We start from the raw sequence: 20,758 nt of genomic DNA, 5'->3' as shown, positions 1-20,758 counted from the left end.
AAAATTTAAAAGTAAGTATTTTCATATCTCATTAAAAGTTAAGGATGAAAAAGGAAAAGAAAGAAATGTGGAAGGAATTTTAAAAAAAGATAAAACTATTGAGTTAATAAAAAAGGGTATTTTATGAAAATTTTTTTATATTTAAAAGGCGAAAAAGTTTATTATTTTAAGAACAATGAAAGAGGTGAAATTCCTTTTGAAAATCTGGAAAACTTTATAAAAGAAAATAAACAGAACTTTTTTTATTTAATTTTTTCAAAATTAAATATTTATTTTAGAAAAGTAGAATTTGAATTCAGGGATAAGAAAAAAATAAGTTTAGTTCTAAATCAGGAAATTGAAGGTAAATTTCCTACATCAATAGACAAGTTATATTTCCATTTTAAATTTTTTTATCCTGAAAAAGATAAAACTACCATTGGGATTTTCGCTGTTGAAAAAGAAAAAATAGAATATTTAAAGGAAATTTTCAAAAAAAATAAAACAAAATATAAATTTTTAATTGATTCAATTTTAATTCATCAATTTTTTAGAAACAACTTAAAAGAATACGATTTTATTGAACTTTACACTGAAAAAGATTATTTATTAATAAATCTTATTGAAAATTCAACTATTTCCGGTGTTTATTCCTACTTTTCAAATAACATAAAAGAAAGTATTTTAGAAGTTTTGCCTTCTTTATTTGTAACAAAAAAACTTCCTGTTTATTTTATAGGCGATAGAAAAATCTATGAAGAAATAAAAATGGACGGATTACACTTTTTCTCTGAAACAAATTTTTTTAATATCTTAAATGAATTAAAAAAACTTGAAGTTGTTAATTTCAAAGATATTCTTATAAGAAAGAAAATATTGAATTTTGAATATCTGTCTTACTTTATTATTTTACTTGTAAGTACTTTTCTTTTTTTTACACCTCATTTTAAAATTACTGAAAAAGAAAAGAAATTAGATGAAATTAACAAAAAAATGGAAAATATTTTTAAATCACTATTTCCTGAAACAGAAAAAATTGTTAATCCTTTGATACAGATTAAAGAAAAATTTATACAGGATAAAAGTTATTCAAAAATACCTGTATATGAGATTTCTGTTATTAAAACACTTGAAGAAATAACACTTTTTTTTCCAGAAAATATTAATGGAGAGGTTGAAGAAGTATCAATAAATGATAAAAATATTAACCTAACAGGAATAGTTGATAATTTAAAGAATCTTGATAATCTTAAAGAAAATATTAGAAATTCAAAATTTTTTAAGAATTTTGAAATTAACAGTGTATCATTTACCAAAGAAAATAAAATTAGATTTAATCTTTTATTGAGGACAGGGACTAATGGATAGAAAAATCATTTTAACTTTTGTTATTTTTATTATTATTTTTGAATATCAGTATATTTATTTACCAAATAAGAAAAAAATTAAAAATCTTGACAGTATTATTTTAAAAAAGGAAAAAGAATATAAAGAGTTTATTGAGTTATGTGAAAAATATAAAAAGGGAGAGGTGGAAAAAAAAGATACTACTGTGAATGTTGTTTCAGATAAATTTTCTTTCTTTTCTTATTTAAATGATTTAATTGAAAATTCCTCAATAAAAACGAATTTTGGAGATATTAAAATTTTACCCAGAGAAGAAATAGATGAATATATTATGGAAAAAATACAAATTGATATAAATCTCATTACCCTTGAACAACTTCTTTCAATACTTAATAAAATTGAAAAAACAAAAGGAATTTATATATCCCAATTTGAAATGAAGAGAGATAAAAATAAACCATATCTTTTAAATGTTTCAATGATAATAACTTGTTTAAAAAATAGAATTACAGACAATTTTTAATAATGGAAGACATATATCTTATAGATGGAACCTGCTTAATCTATAGAAGTTTCTATGCTTTACCGAAATTAAAAACTTCTACGGGAATAATAACAAATGCAATATATGGTTTTACCACAACATTACTTAAAATTTTAAAAGAAAAAAAACCTGAATATATGGCTATTTTTTTTGACCTTCAAGTACCAACTTTTAGACATATAACTTTTGAAAAATATAAAGAAAAAAGGAAACCAATGCCTGATGAACTTTCTGGACAGATTCCCAAAATAAAAGAAATAATTACCTATCTTGGTATAAAATATTATGAAAAAGAAGGATACGAAGCAGATGACCTTATTGCCAGTTCAATTGAAAAATTAAAGTCTGATGACAGGGTATTCTTTATAATATCAAGTGATAAAGATATTTTGCAACTAATAGATAAAAATGTTTTCGTTATAAATCCAATAGATTACAGTATTTTAGACGAAAAATCAGTAATTAATAAATATGGATTTAGACCGGAAAAAATAGTTGATTTTATAGGGCTTGCAGGAGATACTTCTGATAATATTCCAGGAATACCTGGAATTGGAGAAAAAACTGCAATTTCTCTTCTTTCAAAATTTAATTCAATTGAAGAAATTTATAATAATCTTGAAAAAATTGATTCAAAAAATTTAAGAGATAAACTCGAAAAAAATAGAGAAATTGCCTTTTTAAGTAAAAAACTTTCAACTTTAAACAAAAATTTTTTTGATAAAATTACTCTTGAAGAGATAAAAATAAATTCTCCTGATTTACCAAGATTATATGAAATTTTTGAATATTTTGAATTTACTAAACTTAAAGAAATTATAAAAGAAATTTATCCCGATGTTGAGAATATTGAAAGCATAGAAAATTTTATAGGATTTTCTACAGGAGAAATCATAAACTATACTGAAATACTAAGATATCCAGAAAAATATAAAAAGATTCTTGAATGCGATGATATAAAGAAAATTGGTTTTGACCTCAAGAGTAAAATTGTGGACTTGATAAATAAGGGTATTAAACTCAAAAATATTGATTTTGATTTTTCTATTGCCAAACATCTTACAGGAAAAGCAATTTATAATAGAAATTTATTTGAGTTGAAAAAAGAATATGAAAATTTATTGATAGGTTTTAATATGTATAAACTATTTGAAGAAGTCGAAATGCCCCTTATCTATGTTCTTGTATGGATGGAAATTACAGGTATAAAAGTTGATATTGAGTATCTAAAAAATTTGAATGAAAAATTTAATATAGAAATAAATGAAATTATAGATAAGATTTATTCTTTAAGTGGTGAAGTATTTAATCTAAATTCTCCTAATCAAGTAGGCGAAATTCTTTTTAAAAAATTAAAACTTCCTGTTATAAAAAAAACGAAAACTGCATATGCAACAGATATCAATGTATTAAAACAACTTTCCCCTCTTCATCCATTACCAAAACTTCTTCTTGAATACAGGGAACTTTATAAAATAAAATCCACATATATTGAAGGTCTTTTAAATTTTATTAATCAAAAAACAGGAAGGATACATCCAACATACAGTCAAATTTCTACAACAACTGGTAGATTGACCTGTTCAAATCCAAATTTGCAAAATCTACCTGTTAAGTCCCAAAGGGGTGGTTTAATCAGGAAGGCATTTTGTGCAGAAAAAAATAATTTTCTTTTATCTTTTGATTACAGTCAAATAGAATTAAGAGTCCTTGCTCATTTTTCAGAAGACCCTGTTTTAATTGATGCTTTTGAAAAAGATAGAGACATACACTCAGAAACTGCTGAAATTATTCTCACCAGTGACTCTCTTTTTTCTCCATTAAATTTTGGAGAACTTACAAAAGAAGAAAAAAGAAGAATTGCAAAAACAATAAATTTTGGAATTATATACGGAATAAGCCCTTATGGCCTTTCACAGGAACTCGGAATATCAGTTGAAGAAAGTTCAATTTTTATTCAAAAATATTTTGAAAAATTCAAAAAAGTTAAACAATATACTGAAAACATAATAAAAAAAGCAGAAGATAATGGCTATGTTGAAACACTGCTAAAAAGAAGAAGGTATATTCCAGAATTGAAAAGTCAAAATAAAAATGAAAGAGAATTTGGCAAAAGAGTTGCAATAAATATGCCAATTCAGGGGTCTGCTTCTGAAATTATAAAACTATCAATGAATAAAATATATCAAAAATTTAAAGAAGAAAATTTAAAAAGTAATCTAATTCTCCAAATTCATGACGAACTTTTATTTGAAGTTTTACCAGAAGAAGAAAAAAAGGTTATAGAAATTGTAAAGGAGATTATGAAAAATGCTATAATCTTAAAAGTACCAATTAAAGTTGATGTAAAAAAAGGTAAAAATTTTCTTGAAATGGAGGAGATAAATGATTGACATAAGGATGTATTTATGTAAAAATTTTTACATGAGGAAATTTCAAATTTTTTTAATGTTTTTTTTAATTGTATCCTTATCTTATTCCTACTGGGAATGGACACCACAGACAAAAAAATGGATAAATCCTAAATATGCTGTAAAAGAAACTCCTGAAGAACAATTTAAATATGCAGAGGAATTAAGAAAAAACGGAAAAATTGAAGCATCTATAAGAGAACATAAGAAATTATTAAAACATTATTCAAAATCAGAATACGCTCCTTCATCATGTTTCATTTTAGGCGAAATATACAGGGAAAAGGGAGATATAAAAAAAGCATTTGATTATTATCAAAAAATTATAGATGAATATCCTTCTTCACCTCTTGTTCTTTCTTCAATTAAAATTCAATCAGAAATAGCAGAAAAAAAATTAGAGAGTAAAAAAGGATTATTCAGAGGTTTATTTTCAAGAGCAGAAGAAAAGGCACAATTTATGAATAAAGTTATAGAAAATAGTCCATACGATTTGGAAGCAGTGGATAGAATGTTTAAACTTGCAGATTTTTATTTTGATTTAAAAGAATATGATAAAAGTATAGAAGTTTTAGAAAAAATTATAAAAAATTTTCCTGAAACATCTAATGCAGAAAGAGCCAAATTTTTAAAAATAAAATATTTACTAAATTTAATACCCGAAGTTTCTCTTGATATAGATACAATAGAAGATATAAAAGACCAGATAAATGAATTTCTAATTGAATATCCAAACAGTAGATTTGAAAATGAAATTAAAAAAATAGAAATTATGCTTGATGAAAAAGAGGCAGAAAAATATTATCAAATTGCAAGATATTATGAAAGAGCAGGAAAGAAAAAAAGTGCAGTTTATTATTATATGAAAATAATAGAACGGTTTCCAAATACTAAGTATGGGAAAATTGCAAGTGAAAAGATTAATAAAAATATGTAGTTTGTTTTTATTCTTTACTTCCTGTTATATAAACAAAAACATTTCAGAAAAAAACAGAATATATATTGACAAAATAGAGAATTATACTAATCAATCTATGTTAAGTTTTACTATTAGGGAAAAAATAGAAAAAATTATTTTAAATTATTCAGGTTATACATTGACAAACATGAAAGAAATTGCTGATTATACACTTTCTGTTAAAATTCTTAAGTTTGAAAGAGTTCCTGTTTTTTTTGATAAAAAGGATATTGATAATATAGTTGGTGCAAAATATAGAATTGAAGTACAGATGAAGGTGAATGATGGAAGAAAAGAAAATGCAGTCTTAACTAAAAATTTGATTGAGGATATTTCCTCTTCTATTTATAAAGAATACAGGGAAGAAAAGATATTTGAAAAACTTTCTGAACAGATTGCTCAAAGAATATATTTTGAACTTTTAAAACTTAAAAACAGATGAAAAACTTGATAGTTATTATAAATGACATTGAAAAAGTAAAAACAACCATTGAAACTTTGAAAGAAAAATACAATATAAACGATTTTGATATAAAAATTTATGATGCTGAAAAAATTGAGATAAATAGAATAATAAATGATTTTGATTATAATCCAATCTTTTCTGAAAACTCCCTCTATATAATAAAAAATGTAGAAAGTTTTTCTAAAGATGATTGTGAAATACTTTATAATTCAATTAAAAAACTCCCTCCAAATATAATTGTTATACTTTATGGAATTTCAATAAAACCACCATTTAAAGAAAGCAAATTTAAAAAAGAACCTGTTTCTCCAGAAGAAAAATTTTTTAAAGAAATATATAATTTAAAAGGAACAAATAGAAAAAAAATAATGGAGATCTTAAGAAATTATATGAAAGTCAGGGAGAAAAACTTTACTCCTGTTATAAGTGGTATTGAAATCTATTTAAGAAATATTTTATATAATGAAAAAACATTAAAAGATGAATTTATAAAAAAATTTGATTTACTTTTCAATCTTGATTACTCTTTGAAAACAGGAATGATTGAAGTGGGTTCAGAATTACATATATATCTTTTTTATTATTTTTTTTCTGGTTCAAGTTGAACCCTGTATTTCTTTACAAACTTCATCAATCTGCTTTTTTTTCTTGCACCGGTTTTTTTATGAATTATCCCTTTTGCTATAGCTTTGTCTATTTCCTTGATAGTTTCTTTTAAAATATTCTCAAATTCCGGGTTATTATTCAAAACTGCTTCTTTTGTTTTCTTAATCAATGTTTTTATTTTAGAATTTATCATTTTATTTCTCAATCTTCTTTTTATTTCCTGTCTCTGTCTTTTTAAAACACTCCTTTTTTTCTTAGCCATATATAACCTCCTCTAATTTGCGGTATAATATATCATAAAATAAACCATCAATCAAGTTTTAATGTCTAAATTAAAATGAAGGATAAAAAAAGTTTTGAGGAATATTATATAATGTATGCAAATAAAATTTATGGAATAGCTTTTAGAATGGTAAATAATCATAGTGATGCATTGGATATAGTTCAAGAATCTTTTTTACGCGCTTATAAAAACTGGAACAACTTTAAAGGACTTTCTAAATTTTCAACTTATCTTTATAGAATAGCAGTGAATTTATCATATGATTTTTTAAGAAAAAAAAATAGAATAAAAAAAATTGAAAATTATAATTATGAAAATATTTTTCATAACAGTAACAGAAAAAATTTTGACGATTGTATTCGTTGTGGTGATATGATAGAAGAGATAAAAAAAGAGATTGATAATTTAACGGAAAGACAAAAAACAGTTTTTATTCTGAAAACATATGAAGAATTGACTTACGAAGAAATAGCAAATATTTTAAAAAGTAGAGTTGGAACAATTAAAGCAACTTATTTTCAATCGTTACAAAAAATACGAGAAAATTTAAAAAAGAAAGGGGTGATAAAAAATGAAATGTAAAAATGTAGAAAAAAATATTTTGGATTATATTGAAGGGAAAGTAAAAGAAAAAGAAAAAATTAGAGAACATCTGGAAAAATGTTTAAAATGTAGAAATTTATATAAGGAATTTCTTTTAATTTTAAACAGTTTACCCAAGGAGGAATTTTCTGGTTTTGATGAAAATTTCTGGAAGGAAAAATTTAAATATATTCAAGCAAAACAATCTTTACATATTAAATTGAAACCTGTATTTGCAGGTATTTCACTCTTTTTAATATTTTTTTCAACTTTCTTATTTACCAGAATATATACTTCCAATTTAAAAAAAGTTAATTCTACTGTAAAAATTGAAATTTTGAATCATAATTTGCCTTTTTCAGAAGAAGAAATGATTGAATATGTTGATTACATGCAAGATGAAGAAGCAGAAAAAATTCTTGATGTAATTTTCAAGGGCTTTTAAAAGTACTATTTTCTCTATAAAAAACTTGAAAAATTTCTCAATTAAAAATAAAATTAATTACAATGAAAACATATATTTTATTATTTTTTATCATTTCTGTTATAATTGGGGGTGAAAATATGGAAAAAATTAAATTACCATCTCCTGATTTTGAAGGAAAAATTAGTGTAGAGGAATCTCTTAAAAGTAGACGGTCTGTAAGAAGTTATAAAGATACACCATTAAGTTTAAAAGAATTGTCCCAGATTTTATGGGCAACTGATGGAAAAACTGCTGACTGGGGTGGAAGAACTGCACCTTCTGCAGGTGCTACATATCCTCTTGAAATTTATGTAGTAGTTGGAAATGTTGAAGGATTATCACCAGGACTTTATCATTATGAAATTGATTCTCACTCATTAACCTTAGTAAAAGAAGGAGATTTAAGAACAGAACTATCAAGAGCAGCATTAAATCAAACATCTATAAAACTTGCACCTATTACAATAGTTATTTCTGGGATTTTTGAAAGGACAACAAATAGATATGGAAAAAGAGGAGAAAGATATGTTTATATGGAGGTCGGTCATTGCGGTCAGAATATACACTTACAGGCAGAATCTCTCGGGCTTGGAACTGTTATGATAGGTGCATTTGAAGACGAAAAAGTGAAAAAAGTTCTTGGAATAAAAGAAGATGTTTTTTATTTATGTCCTGTTGGAAAAAAATGAGTAAAAATCAGGAAATTGCAAATATTTTTGATAAGATTGCAGATGCTCTTGAATTTAAAGGAGATGATTCTTTTCGTATAGGTGCTTATAGGAAAGCAGCAAGGATTTTAAGAGAATATCCGGAAGATGTAGAAGAAGTTTATAAAAAAGGAGAGATTCAGAAAATTCCTGGTATAGGTAAAGGTATGGCTGAAAAAATTGAAGAATACTTGAAAACAGGTAAAATGAAAAAATATGAAGAAGCAGTAAAGGATATACCAGAAGAACTTTTGCAACTTCTTGAAATACCAAATCTTGGTCCAAAAACATTAAATCTTGCATATAACCAACTAGGTGTAAAAAATTTACAGGACCTAGAAAAAGTAATTGAAAATGGACAACTTGCGAAACTTTTTGGTATGGGAGAAAAAAAAGTTGAGAATATAAAAAAAGGAATTGAACTATTTAAACAGGGAAGAGAAAGAATACCTATTGGAATTGCACTGCCTATTGTGGAAGATATAATAAATGAATTAAAAAAATATACAGATAATATTGACCCTGCAGGTTCATTAAGAAGAATGAGAGAAACAATTGGAGATATTGATATACTTGCAACTAGTAAGAATAATATTGAAATTATTGAAAGGTTTGTTAATTTACCAATAGTAAAAGAAGTTATAGTTAAAGGAAATACCAAAGCATCAATAATAGAAAAATCACATAATTTACAGGTTGATTTAAGAGTAGTTCCAAATGATTCCTTTGGAGCAGCTCTTCAATATTTTACCGGTTCAAAGGCACATAACATAAAATTAAGGGGATTTGCAAAAGAAAAAGGTTTAAAAATTAGTGAATATGGAGTTTTCAAAGGTGATGAAAAAATTGCGGGCAGAACTGAGGATGAAGTGTATAAAACTCTTGGTCTTATCTGGATTCCACCTGAACTAAGAGAAGACAGAGGAGAAATTGAAGCAGCAATTGAAAGGAAATTACCTATCCTTGTTGAAGAAAAGGATATAAAAGGAGACCTTCATATTCATTCAAAATATTCAGATGGAGTTGAAACAATAGAAGAAATTGCAATTGCTGCAAAAAATCTGGGGTATGAATATATTGGAATATGTGACCATTCAAAAACATCAAAAATTGCAGGTGGACTTGATGAAGATAGTTTGAAAAGAAGAAATGAAGAGATAGATAAAACAAATGAAAAAATAAAAGGCATAAGAGTTTTAAAAGGGATGGAGGTTGATATACTTGCTGATGGTTCTCTTGATTATTCTGATAAAATTCTTGAAGAACTTGATTTTGTTATTGCTTCAATTCATCAGGGATTTAAAAAGAATGTAACAGAAAGAATAAAAAAAGCAATTGAAAATCCATTTGTTGATATAATTGCTCATCCAACAGGTCGTCTTTTAAGTGGGAGAGAAGGGTATGAAGTCAATATAGATGAAATTATTGAATATGCTTCAAAATTTAATGTTGCCCTTGAAATAAATTGCTATCCAGATAGATTGGATTTAAATGATGTGAATATTCTTAAAGGGAAGACGAAAAATTTATTTTTTTCTCTTGGTACAGATGCTCATAATACAGGAATGTTAAAATATATGAAATTTGGAATTGGTATGGCAAGAAGAGGATGGCTTACAAAAAGAGAAATTTTAAATACATATAAATGGGAAAATATGCCTTTAAGGAGGAGAAAAAGATGATACCTGTAATTAAAATTGAAGGGAATTCAATAGCAGAAGTATGGGAAAAAAGTTTACTTGAACTCTGGAAGAATGGGATTAGTATAAAAACAGAATATGATAGGAAAAATGACCCTCCAAGCAAAGATTGTACAATGATTATGGTTATAAATGAACCTTTTTCTGAACCAAGAATTCATCTTGCTTTTCCAGGAGGAATTGAGGACCTTGAAAAATACAGACAGGAAGTGGTTTATGGAATCCATGATGCATGGATAAATCCCGAAGAAAAAAAATGGACTTATACCTATCATGACCGGCTTACAAATTATCATATCCCGGGAAAAGAAGAAAAGGTTAATCAACTTGAATATATAATAAATAAACTATCAGAAACACATTTTTCAAGAAGGGCACAGGGGATTACATGGATTCCTTTTTATGACCCATTCACCTATGACCCTCCATGTTTGCAGAGAATATGGTGTAGAATTATTGAAAAAGAGGGAGAATTATTTTTAAATATGAATACTCACTGGCGTTCAAGAGACGCTTACAGAGCTGCTTTTATGAATTTATTTGGTCTGACCGAACTTCAGAAATACATCGCAGATGAAATTTCTAAAAAAATAAGTAAAAATGTTAAAGTAGGACAGTATGTTGATATTTCGGATTCCTATCATATTTATGGAGAAAGTTTTGAAGATTTTGAAAAAAGATTTTTAACTTCTCTTAAAAAAAGGGATTTTTATAATCCAGACCATACAAAAAGTAGAACATTAAAAACTAACGACCCGGTCGCAGTTGCGGGTTTTGAATATGGAAAACAACTTATAGAAATGGAAAAGAAAACAGGAAAGTTAGGAACTCTATTTTAAATCACAGGCATATATTTAATGAAGAATAAAATAGTAATCATTGGAGGTCCAACTGCCTCTGGAAAAACAGAAATATCTTTTAAAATTGCACAAAAAATAAATGGAGAAATTATATCCTGTGATAGTAGACAATTTTATAAAGAAATAAATATAGGTACAGATAAACCTTCTGAATTAATGAAGAAAGAAATTCCACATTATTTCATTGATTTTCTATCATTAAAAGATGAATTTGATGTATATAAATATTCAAAACAGGTTTTTAAAAAAACAGAAGAAATACTTTCAAGAAATAAAATTCCTTTAATTGTTGGTGGAAGTGGATTTTATATAAGAATTTTATTGAATGGAATGTTTTATATTCCTGATGAATTAAAAGATAAACAGAAAGAAATCAGAGAAAAACTTGAAAAAGAAAAAACTGAAACTTTATATGAAAAATTAAAAATTATTGACCCTGAAATATCAAAAAAAATACATCCCAATGATAGGTATAGAATTAAAAGAGCACTTGAGGTTTATGAATTGACTGGAAAAAATATGACTTACTGGCAAAATCAAAAACCTGAAATTACATTGAAAAATCTAGGAAAGATTTACTATTTTATTTTAATGAGAGACAGAAAAATAATTTATGAAAGAATAGAAAAAAGAGTGGAAAAAATGTTTGAAAATGGATGGATTGAGGAAGTAAAAAAATTGAAAGAAGAAGGTTTTGAAAAATATTTGAATTTAAAAGCTCCTATTGGATATAATGAAATAATTGAATTTCTAAATGGTAAATATAATTTTGAAGAATTGAAAAGATTAATCATTAAAAGGACAAAAGAATATGCAAGAAAACAGATTATATGGTTTAAAAAAGAAAAAGGAATATTTATAAATTTTTTAGAAAATGAAGAAGCAATTGAAAAAATAATGGGAATATACAAAAATGATTGATTGGGGTTCTGGATATTTTGCAGGGTTAAAACTGGGATTCATCCTTATAGTTCTGGGAATAGAATTTTATTTTATTATTTTTGAAAAATGGTTGGAAAAAGATATAACCCATCAAGAAATCGTAATCTTTTCTATTCTTTTTGCTATAAGTATTGTATTGACTATATTAAAAATGTCATTGATTTCAATATTTATTCCTCTTTCTGGATATGTTTTCATTCAAGTTTTACATGAAATAAAAGAAAAAACTTTAACGGAAAAAATGGAATCCAGAAGAATTGATGAACTGAAAGAAATAATACTTCAACAGCCAAACAACTATAAGGCATATGTAGAACTGGGAGACATTTATTTCAAAAAAGAAGAGTACTCTAAAGCACTTGAATTATATAAAACAGGGTATAAAATTAAAGATCTACCATCAATTAAGCAAAAAATATTAATATCAGAAAAAGAAAATAAAATAAAAAGGGGTATTATTTGGATTTGTAGAAATTGCGGTGAAGAAAACACAGAAAAAGAACAAAAGTGTAAAAACTGCGGTGAAGAAAAAGATGTTGTTAAATCAATTATAAGTGATTTAAAAGAAACAAAAAAATATTTTTTTATTCTTATAATTTCTCCTTTTATAGTTTTAATAATACTTTTGGTAATAAGGTTTTTACCTTTATATCTATCAATAATTTTGTTTTTGTTTTTATTATATCTCGTTTTTAAGTTTTTTCTTATCTCTTGAAAAACTTATTTTGCAACTTAAATATCGATAATATATAATTTTTACAAGGAGGTTGATATGATACCAAGATATACAAGAAAAGAAATGGCTGATGTCTGGAGTGAAGAAAACAAATTTAAAAAATATCTTGAAGTAGAAATTGCTGTTCTTGAAGGATGGAGTAAAATTGGAGTTATACCATATGACGTTGTTGAAAAAATTAAAAATAAGGCAAAAATTGATATTGGAAGAATAAATGAAATTGAAAAAATTACAAATCATGATGTTATTGCATTTGTTGAACAGGTGAGTGAAGAAATTGGTGATGAAGGTAAATATATTCATTTAGGACTTACATCTTCGGATATTATTGATACTTCTTTTGCATTAATTTTAAGAGAAGCAGGAAATATAATTCTGGATGATATAAAAAAATTACTTGAAGTTTTAAAGGATAAGGCAATTCAATACAAAAATACTTTAATGATAGGAAGAACTCATGGAATACATGCTGAACCGATAACTCTTGGATTTAAAATTGGAACATGGTATTTTGAATTTTTGAGAAATAAAGAAAGAATTGAGAAAGCAATTGACGAAATAAGTGTGGGAAAAATATCAGGTGCAGTAGGAACTTTTTCAAACATAGAACTTGAAATTGAAGAATATGTATGCGATAAATTTAATTTAAAAAGGGAAAAGTTTTCAACTCAAATAATTTCAAGGGATAGATATGCTTATTTTATAACAATTCTTGGAATTATTGCTTCTTCGTGTGAAAAAGTTGCTTTGCAGATAAGATTGCTTCAGCAAACAGAAATTTCTGAAGTTTTTGAACCATTTGGAAAAGGACAAAAGGGCTCTTCTGCTATGCCACATAAAAGAAATCCTGTTTTATGTGAAAGAGTTTGTGGACTTGCAAGAGTCATAAAGAAAAATGTAAATGTAGCATTAGAAAATGTTTCCTTATGGCATGAAAGAGATATAAGTCATTCTTCTGCTGAAAGAATAATTTTACCAGAATCAACAATCCTTCTTGATTATATTTTAACATTACTTACAAAAATTATTGATGGAATGGTAGTAAATGAAGAAAATATGAAAAAAAATTTGAATGTTTTAAATAATGTTTATTTTTCTCAGAAATTATTAAATTGTCTTGTTTTAAAAGGTCTTTCAAGAAAAGAGGCATATGAAAAAATTCAGAAAATATCATTTGAGGCAATAAATAAAAAACTTGATTTTTGTGAACTTGTTAAAAAAGATGATTTTATAAAGAAATATATTAAAGATGACGAACTAAATAAAATTTTTGATATAAACGAACTTTTGAAAAATATAGAAAAAATTTTCAAATATATTGAAAAATAAAGATGAAATTTATTTTATTTACTCTTCACGGATACCTTGAACTATTCAAAAAAAGGTGGGAAAAAACATTATTTGATTATGCAAAAAAAGAAAACTTTGAATTATTTATGGAAAAAGGAGAATGGGGTTATGTTTTACTTGATAAAACAATTGAAAAAAGTTATTTTAAATTTCTATTACCTGAAATTTCTTTTCCAGGAGAAAGTTTTATCAGGTCTTTAAAATACTCAATACCATCCAGCGAAAATGACACTTTTTTTCTGTGTCAATTTATATCTGTGATTGAAAACAAAATAATTGAAACAGATGTAAATCTAAATTTAAAAGAGAAACAAAAACTTATTGAAGAAATTAAAAAGGAAAGCAAGATAAATGAATTTTTTGTTTATGAAAAAGATATAATTTTAAAAGTCCCTGAAAATTTACCTATGTTAGATAGTAAATTTCCAAATAAAATAAAAAATAAATACGTAGATGAAATTAAATATAAAGGCGAAAATTTTGAAATAATAAATAAACTTATGGACAATTCATTAAAAATTTTAAATCTACATCCTATAAATAAAATCAGGGTTGACTTGAATGAACCCATTGCTAACTTTTTACATTTATACGGTATGGGAAAATTTAATGAAAAAGTTTATTTTTCTGAAAGAATTAAAAAAAATACATTCTATTTTTCAGATACAAAAGTTCTTGATGGTTTGAGAATATTTCTTGGTATTGAAGAAATAACAAAAATTTATCCAATAAAAGATGACTTCTTTTATTGGTTTGATTTTGCTCTTAATCCAACTGATACTCCTTCAATCTGGGTAAAAAAATTTGAAGCATTTTCTTTAGAGGTTTTGAAAAAACTGTCAAATCTGGAAGATGCAAAATTTTTATTTATCTTTGACCCATTTATGAATGAAAATTATGAATATGAAAAAACATTCTGTCTATTTCTTGCTGTAAATTTTTCAAGAAAACTAAAGAGGAAATATAAAGATTCGTCAATTTTATTTAAATCTTTTATTGAATGAAAAAGGAAAGAGTATATATTGCCATAGGAAGTAATAAAGGGGAAAAAATAAAAAATATAATATCAGGTTTAAAAGAAATTGAAAAGTTTCTTGATATAAAAAAAATATCTTTTTTTTACAGAAATCCACCGGTTAATGCAAAAGGTGGAATTTTTTTAAACGGCGCAATAGAGGTTGAAACAAATATATCACCTGAAAATCTTTTAGAAAAATTAAAGAATGTTGAAAAAAAAATCGGGAGAAAATTTCCTCATCAAAAAGGTGATGCAAGAGAAATTGATTTTGATATAATTTTTTATGGGAAAAAAATAATTAAAACAAAAAAACTTATAATACCTCATCCGGAATTTAAAAAAAGAGAATTTGTATTGAAACCACTTCTTGAAATAAATTGTAAATTAAAAGACCCTGTATCAAATAATAAATTGAAAGAAATTTATAGAAAACTTAAAAAAATTTGAAAATTAAAAGTACATAAAAATTTATCAAACCTATCAACTGTAAAGCATTTTATTTTGACAGAAATTTTAAAAAATGGTAAAATTTTTTGTTAAAAATGGAGGTTTTTTTAAATGGAAGAGAATAAACAGAATTTAAGCTCTTATGACGCTTCCGCTATACAGGTTTTAGGAGGAATGGAAGCGGTTAGAAAAAGACCTGCAATGTATATTGGAGACACTTCAACAGGTGGACTCCATCATCTTGTTTTTGAAGTAGTTGATAATAGTATAGATGAAGCAATGGCTGGGTACTGTGATGAAATAAATGTAATTGTTCGTCCTGAAAATATTGTAACAGTTGAAGATAATGGAAGAGGTATACCTGTAGATATACACAAAACAGAAAAAAAACCTGCAGTAGAAGTTGTAATGACCACTTTACATGCAGGTGGTAAATTTGACAAAAAAGTATATAAAGTTTCTGGAGGGCTGCATGGTGTAGGCGTATCTGTTGTTAATGCTCTATCAGAATATATGGAAGTAGAGGTTAAAAGAGACGGGAAAGTATATTATCAAAAATATGAAAAAGGAAAACCTGTTACATCTTTAAAAATTATAGGGAAAACAGAAAAAACAGGAACAAAGGTAACATTTAAACCGGATGAAGAAATTTTTGAAACAATTATTTTTGATGAAAATATATTGATTGCACGGCTTAAAGAACTTGCTTTTTTAAATGCAGGTGTAAAAATTACATTTATAGATGAAAGGAAAAATATAAAAGAAGAATTTAAATATGAAGGTGGATTGATTTCATTCGTAGAATACCTTAATAAAAATAAAAAGGTTCTTCATCCTAAACCATTTTATATAAAAAAAACAGAGGAAGATATTGAAATTGAAGCAGTTTTTCAATATAACGATGGATACAGTGAAACCGTTATTTCCTTTGCAAATAATGTTAACACAAGAGAAGGGGGTACACATTTAACAGGTTTTAGAAGTGGACTAACAAGAGCATTAAATGAATATGGAAAAAACAATGGATTTTTAGACGATTTGAATTTAACAGGAGAAGATGTTAAAGAGGGATTAACAGGAATAATAGCGGTTAAGTTACCTGAACCTCAATTTGAAGGTCAAACAAAAGCAAAACTTGGGAACTCAAAGGTAAGATTTATTGTAGAAAGCATAGTTTATGAAAATGTTTTGACATTTCTTGAAGAGAATCCAGAAGCAGGTAGAGAAATTTTAAATAAATGTATTGCAACCGCAAAAGCAAGAGAAGCAGCAAGAAAAGCAAGAGAACTTACAAGAAAAAAACTGTTAGAAACGGGTGCACTTCCGGGTAAACTTGCTGACTGTTCAATAAAAGAACCTGAAAAAAGAGAGTTATTTATAGTTGAAGGTGATTCTGCTGGTGGAAGTGCTAAACAGGGAAGAGAAAGGACTTTTCAGGCAATTTTACCTTTGAAAGGTAAAATAATTAATACAGAAAAAGCATCTCTTGAAAAAGTACTTAATAACGATGAAATTAAAACAATAATAAGTGCCATAGGAGGTGGAGTAGGAGATGATTTTGATATTAGTAAAGTAAGATACCATAAAATCATAATAATGACGGACGCTGATGTAGATGGAGCCCATATAAAAACACTCCTTTTAACTTTTTTCTATAGACAGATGACTGACCTTATAAAACATGGATATGTCTATATAGCCCAGCCCCCTCTTTATAAAATAAAAAAAGGAAAAAAAGAGTTCTATATAGACACAGAAAATGAAATGGATAAAGTACTTGTACAATTTGCAAAAGAAAGGATAAAACTTTTTTTAAGTTATGACTCAAAATTAAGTGAATATACCGAACAAATTCAAACTATTTTTGAAATAAGCAAAAAACTTATAGAAATAATAAAGACATTATCCTTAAAAGGACTTGATATAAAAAAAATAGTTTCTTTCTACAAAAAGAATAGAAAAATGCCCTTATACTTTCTTACATATGAAGATGAGGAATTATTTTTAACTGATGAAGAAGAAGTGACCAAATATTTAAATAAAAAAGGTGAGGAATTTGACCTCTTTTCTAAAAGTGAAAACAAGAAATATAAACTTTTTGAGATATACGAAACTAAAGAATTACAGAAAATTTTTAAAAAATTAGAAGAGATAGACATAAAACTTGATAAAATTTTTGAAAAGATATTTGTGATAAAGGATGATAAAGGAAAAGAAGAAAGAGTTTCTATTATTGAAATATATGACAAAATAAAAGAAAAAGAAAAAACTGGTTTTATAATTCAGAGATATAAAGGTCTTGGAGAAATGAATCCTGAACAACTCTGGGAAACCACAATGAATCCCCAGACGAGAAGATTAAAAAAGATTACTATTGAAGATGCTATAAAAGCAGAGGAAATATTTACAATTCTTATGGGAGAGGTTGTTGAACCAAGAAGAGAATTTATTGAAAAATATGCGAGAGAAGTTAAAAATCTTGACATTTAAAAAGAGGTAATTATGGAAGGGGAAAAAATAGTAACAATAGGAATTGAGGAAGAAATGAAGGAGTCATATCTTGATTATGCTATGAGTGTTATTATAGGAAGAGCTTTACCTGATGTAAGGGATGGATTAAAACCTGTTCATAGAAGGATCCTTTATGGAATGCTTGAATTAGGATTAGAACCTGGAAAACCGTTTAAAAAATCAGCAAGAATAGTTGGTGAGGTTATGGGTAAGTATCATCCCCATGGTGATGCCCCTATTTATGAAGCAATAGCAAGAATGGCACAACCGTTTTCTCTAAGATATCCCTTAATTGAGGGACAGGGGAATTTTGGTTCTATTGATGGAGACCCACCTGCTGCTATGAGATATACAGAGGCAAGACTCGCATCAATTACTATGGAAATGCTTGCAGATATTGAAAAAGAAACAGTTGATTTTGTCCCTAACTTTGATGAATCTTTGATTGAACCAACTGTATTACCAAGTAAAATTCCGAATCTTCTTATAAATGGGTCTTCTGGAATAGCGGTTGGAATGGCTACAAATATTCCACCCCATAATTTATCAGAAGTAGTGAATGCCATGATAAAATTAATTGATAATCCTGAAATAACAATTGAAGAACTGATTGAAATTTTACCTGGTCCTGATTTTCCAACAGGTGGTATGATATGTGGACGAGAAGGCATAAAAAGTGCATATACTACAGGAAAAGGGATAATTATTGTAAGAGGGCATGTTGATGTTGAAGAAGAAAAAAACAAAGTTAACATAGTAATAAAAACAATTCCTTATGAAGTAAATAAATCAAATCTTGTTGAAGAAATAGCAAATCTAATTGAAAATGGAAAAATAGGAGGAGTAACTGAAGTAAGAGATGAGTCAGATAAAAATGGTATTAGAGTTGTTCTTGAGACAAAAAAAGGCGAGAATGTGGATATTATAATAAATCAACTTTATAAACACACTCAACTACAGACATCTTATGGAATTATTAATCTTGCACTTGTTAATAGACAGCCTCGTCTTTTAAATCTTAAAGAGATGCTTCAACTCTTTATAAATTTTAGAGAAGAAATAGTTATAAAAAGAACCAGATATGATTTAAAAAAAGCAGAAGAAAGGTATCACATTCTTCTTGGACTAATTATTGCTCTTGATAATCTTGATAAAGTTATTGATTTAATCAGAAATTCCAAAAATGTTGATGAGGCAAGAGAAAAATTAATTAAAACATTTAAAATTACTGAAATCCAGGCAAATGCAATTTTAAGTATGCCTCTTTCAAGGTTAACAGGACTTGAAAGGGAAAAAATATTAAAAGAAAGAGATGAAATTGAATTAAAAATAAAAGATTATAAAGAAATTCTTGAAAGTCCAAAAAGAGTAAAAGAAATAATAAAAAATGAACTTTTATTGATCAAAGAAAAATTTGGAGATGATAGAAAAACAGAAATTGTAGAAAGTATAGAAGAATTTGAAGATATTGATCTGATAAGACCCGAAGACATAGTTGTAACAATTTCTTATGAAGGTTATATAAAAAGGACAAACCTTGATTCTTTCAGAAGACAGAGAAGAGGAGGCAAGGGATTAATAGGAGCTTCAACAAAAGAAGAAGATTTTATAAAACATCTCCTTCTAACATCAACTACTGATACACTTTTGTTTTTTTCTGATAAGGGGAAAGTTTACTGGCTTAAAGGTTACTTAATTCCTGAAGGGAGTAGACAAGCAAAAGGGAAACCAATAATAAATCTTTTAAAAATAGAACCCGGAGAAAAAATTTCTGCAGTAATCCCTGTAAGAGAATTTTCAAAAGACAAATTTTTAATTATGATTACAAAAAATGGACTTGTGAAAAAAACATCCCTTGAGAAATATAGTAAACCAAGAAAAGGTGGAATAATAGGTATTGATTTAAGAGAAGGAGATAAACTTATAGATGTTAAACTTACAGATGGAAATAGTCATATAATTTTAAGTACTAAAAATGGTTTAAGCATCAGATTTCCAGAAAAAGAAGTAAAACCGGTTGGAAGAAATGCTATTGGCGTAATAGGAATAAGATTTAAGAAAAAAGATGATGAAGTTGTTGGTTGCGAAATTATAAATCCAGAAGAAGAGAATTTTTCTTTGCTTACTGTATGTAAAAAAGGGTTTGGAAAGAGAACATTAATTAAAGAATATAAAGTTCAACATAGAGGAGGTAAAGGAGTTATTGATATAAAAGTTGGTAACAAAAATGGTGAGGTTGTTGGTTCTAAACTTGTTTCTGGAGAAGATGAAATAATAATAACTACCAAAAAGGGTATTGTTATAAGAATTAAAGTTTCTGACATAAGAATTGTTGGAAGAAATACTATTGGTGTGAAACTGATAAATCTTCCTTCTGATGATGAAATAACAGATATAACCAAAGTGGAAAAAGAAAATAATGAATAAAAATATTGAAATTATAAACCATACCGCCGATACAGGAATAATTGTCAAAGGAAAAACAATAGAAGAAATTTTTATTAATTCTTTGAAAGGACTTTATGAAATAATGGGAGTGAAATCAAACGGGAAAGAAAGTATTATGGAAATAAACTTGAAATCAGAGGAACTTGAAAATTTACTTGTTAAATTTTTGAATGAAATGATATATTATATGGAAACAAAAAAAATGTCAGGTGAAATCAAAGAAATTAAAATAGATTTTAAAAATAATGAATATAATCTCTTTGCAAAACTTAAAATGCAAAAAGTAGAAAAAATAGAAAAAGAAGTTAAAGCAACAACATATCACAATTTGAAGATAAAAAAATTAGATAACCAGTATACAACAACAATAATTTTTGATTTATAAATGAGAGGGAAG

Annotated in this window: 20 protein-coding genes; 19 read left to right on the top strand and 1 reads right to left on the bottom strand. The window is 26.4% G+C overall.

Translation table 11 applies throughout. The features are described 5' to 3' along the window. The first annotated feature begins 123 nt into the window (after positions 1-123). The 6 genes from PKV21_02135 to PKV21_02110 are packed head-to-tail and all read left to right on the top strand — an operon-like array spanning position 124 to position 6,310. Positions 124-1,347: a hypothetical protein gene (locus tag PKV21_02135; GenBank protein ID HOM26289.1), complete on the top strand. Its 1,224-nt coding sequence runs from the start codon at positions 124-126 to the stop codon at positions 1,345-1,347. Continuing rightward, positions 1,340-1,849, top strand: a complete 510-nt coding sequence (locus PKV21_02130) for a hypothetical protein (protein HOM26288.1) — start codon at positions 1,340-1,342, stop codon at positions 1,847-1,849. The genes PKV21_02135 and PKV21_02130 overlap by 8 nt, the downstream gene beginning before the upstream one ends. A gap of 2 nt (positions 1,850-1,851) precedes the next feature. Continuing rightward, positions 1,852-4,263: a DNA polymerase I gene (locus PKV21_02125; GenBank protein ID HOM26287.1), complete on the top strand. Its 2,412-nt coding sequence runs from the start codon at positions 1,852-1,854 to the stop codon at positions 4,261-4,263. After that, a complete protein-coding gene (locus PKV21_02120; GenBank protein HOM26286.1) occupies positions 4,256-5,218 on the top strand; it encodes a tetratricopeptide repeat protein in 963 nt (320 codons plus the stop codon). Before PKV21_02125 ends, PKV21_02120 begins: the two co-directional genes overlap by 8 nt. Then, on the top strand, positions 5,193-5,681 hold the full coding sequence (lptE, locus tag PKV21_02115; GenBank protein ID HOM26285.1) for an LPS assembly lipoprotein LptE: 489 nt from the start codon (positions 5,193-5,195) through the stop codon (positions 5,679-5,681). The genes PKV21_02120 and lptE overlap by 26 nt, the downstream gene beginning before the upstream one ends. Continuing rightward, positions 5,678-6,310: a hypothetical protein gene (locus tag PKV21_02110; GenBank protein HOM26284.1), complete on the top strand. Its 633-nt coding sequence runs from the start codon at positions 5,678-5,680 to the stop codon at positions 6,308-6,310. Before lptE ends, PKV21_02110 begins: the two co-directional genes overlap by 4 nt. Here PKV21_02110 and rpsT read toward each other — a convergent pair. Continuing rightward, a complete protein-coding gene (gene rpsT, locus PKV21_02105; protein HOM26283.1) occupies positions 6,286-6,573 on the bottom strand; it encodes a 30S ribosomal protein S20 in 288 nt (95 codons plus the stop codon). The two genes, PKV21_02110 and rpsT, sit on opposite strands and share 25 nt — an antisense overlap. A 75-nt stretch (positions 6,574-6,648) precedes the next feature. On the opposite strand from rpsT, the gene PKV21_02100 reads away from it, so the two are divergent. The 13 genes from PKV21_02100 (at position 6,649) to PKV21_02040 (ending at position 20,746) form a co-directional block, all read left to right on the top strand. Beyond that, complete coding sequence (locus PKV21_02100) at positions 6,649-7,176, top strand: RNA polymerase sigma factor (protein HOM26282.1); 528 nt, start codon at positions 6,649-6,651, stop codon at positions 7,174-7,176. Next, the gene (locus PKV21_02095; GenBank protein HOM26281.1) at positions 7,166-7,621 is read left to right on the top strand and encodes a hypothetical protein; all 456 of its coding nucleotides are present in this window, start codon (positions 7,166-7,168) and stop codon (positions 7,619-7,621) included. The genes PKV21_02100 and PKV21_02095 overlap by 11 nt, the downstream gene beginning before the upstream one ends. A 119-nt stretch (positions 7,622-7,740) precedes the next feature. Beyond that, positions 7,741-8,331 carry a SagB/ThcOx family dehydrogenase gene (locus PKV21_02090; protein HOM26280.1) on the top strand — a complete coding sequence of 197 codons (591 nt, stop codon included), beginning with the start codon at positions 7,741-7,743 and terminating at the stop codon, positions 8,329-8,331. Continuing rightward, entirely contained in the window at positions 8,328-10,031 is a 1,704-nt protein-coding gene (gene polX, locus PKV21_02085) for a DNA polymerase/3'-5' exonuclease PolX (protein HOM26279.1), read from the top strand. Before PKV21_02090 ends, polX begins: the two co-directional genes overlap by 4 nt. Then, positions 10,028-10,888, top strand: a complete 861-nt coding sequence (locus PKV21_02080) for a thymidylate synthase (protein HOM26278.1) — start codon at positions 10,028-10,030, stop codon at positions 10,886-10,888. Before polX ends, PKV21_02080 begins: the two co-directional genes overlap by 4 nt. Before the next feature lie 18 nt (positions 10,889-10,906). After that, complete coding sequence (gene miaA, locus PKV21_02075) at positions 10,907-11,830, top strand: tRNA (adenosine(37)-N6)-dimethylallyltransferase MiaA (protein ID HOM26277.1); 924 nt, start codon at positions 10,907-10,909, stop codon at positions 11,828-11,830. Then, entirely contained in the window at positions 11,823-12,566 is a 744-nt protein-coding gene (locus tag PKV21_02070) for a hypothetical protein (protein HOM26276.1), read from the top strand. The genes miaA and PKV21_02070 overlap by 8 nt, the downstream gene beginning before the upstream one ends. A gap of 57 nt (positions 12,567-12,623) precedes the next feature. Further along, positions 12,624-13,916 carry an adenylosuccinate lyase gene (purB, locus tag PKV21_02065; protein ID HOM26275.1) on the top strand — a complete coding sequence of 431 codons (1,293 nt, stop codon included), beginning with the start codon at positions 12,624-12,626 and terminating at the stop codon, positions 13,914-13,916. A gap of 2 nt (positions 13,917-13,918) precedes the next feature. Further along, positions 13,919-14,941, top strand: a complete 1,023-nt coding sequence (locus PKV21_02060) for a hypothetical protein (protein ID HOM26274.1) — start codon at positions 13,919-13,921, stop codon at positions 14,939-14,941. Beyond that, on the top strand, positions 14,938-15,402 hold the full coding sequence (gene folK, locus PKV21_02055; protein ID HOM26273.1) for a 2-amino-4-hydroxy-6-hydroxymethyldihydropteridine diphosphokinase: 465 nt from the start codon (positions 14,938-14,940) through the stop codon (positions 15,400-15,402). The genes PKV21_02060 and folK overlap by 4 nt, the downstream gene beginning before the upstream one ends. A gap of 111 nt (positions 15,403-15,513) precedes the next feature. Further along, on the top strand, positions 15,514-17,892 hold the full coding sequence (gene gyrB / locus PKV21_02050) for a DNA topoisomerase (ATP-hydrolyzing) subunit B (GenBank protein ID HOM26272.1): 2,379 nt from the start codon (positions 15,514-15,516) through the stop codon (positions 17,890-17,892). A 12-nt stretch (positions 17,893-17,904) separates the two neighbouring features. Further along, positions 17,905-20,340 carry a DNA gyrase subunit A gene (gene gyrA / locus PKV21_02045; protein ID HOM26271.1) on the top strand — a complete coding sequence of 812 codons (2,436 nt, stop codon included), beginning with the start codon at positions 17,905-17,907 and terminating at the stop codon, positions 20,338-20,340. After that, positions 20,333-20,746 carry an archease gene (locus PKV21_02040; protein ID HOM26270.1) on the top strand — a complete coding sequence of 138 codons (414 nt, stop codon included), beginning with the start codon at positions 20,333-20,335 and terminating at the stop codon, positions 20,744-20,746. The genes gyrA and PKV21_02040 overlap by 8 nt, the downstream gene beginning before the upstream one ends. Positions 20,747-20,758 lie beyond the last annotated feature (12 nt).

This window comes from bacterium (genome assembly GCA_035371905.1).
Taxonomy (GTDB): Bacteria; Ratteibacteria; UBA8468; order B48-G9; family JAFGKM01; genus JAMWDI01.
The sequence above is the reverse complement of the archived record's forward strand: the minus strand, read 5'-3'. Positions and strand labels throughout refer to the sequence as shown.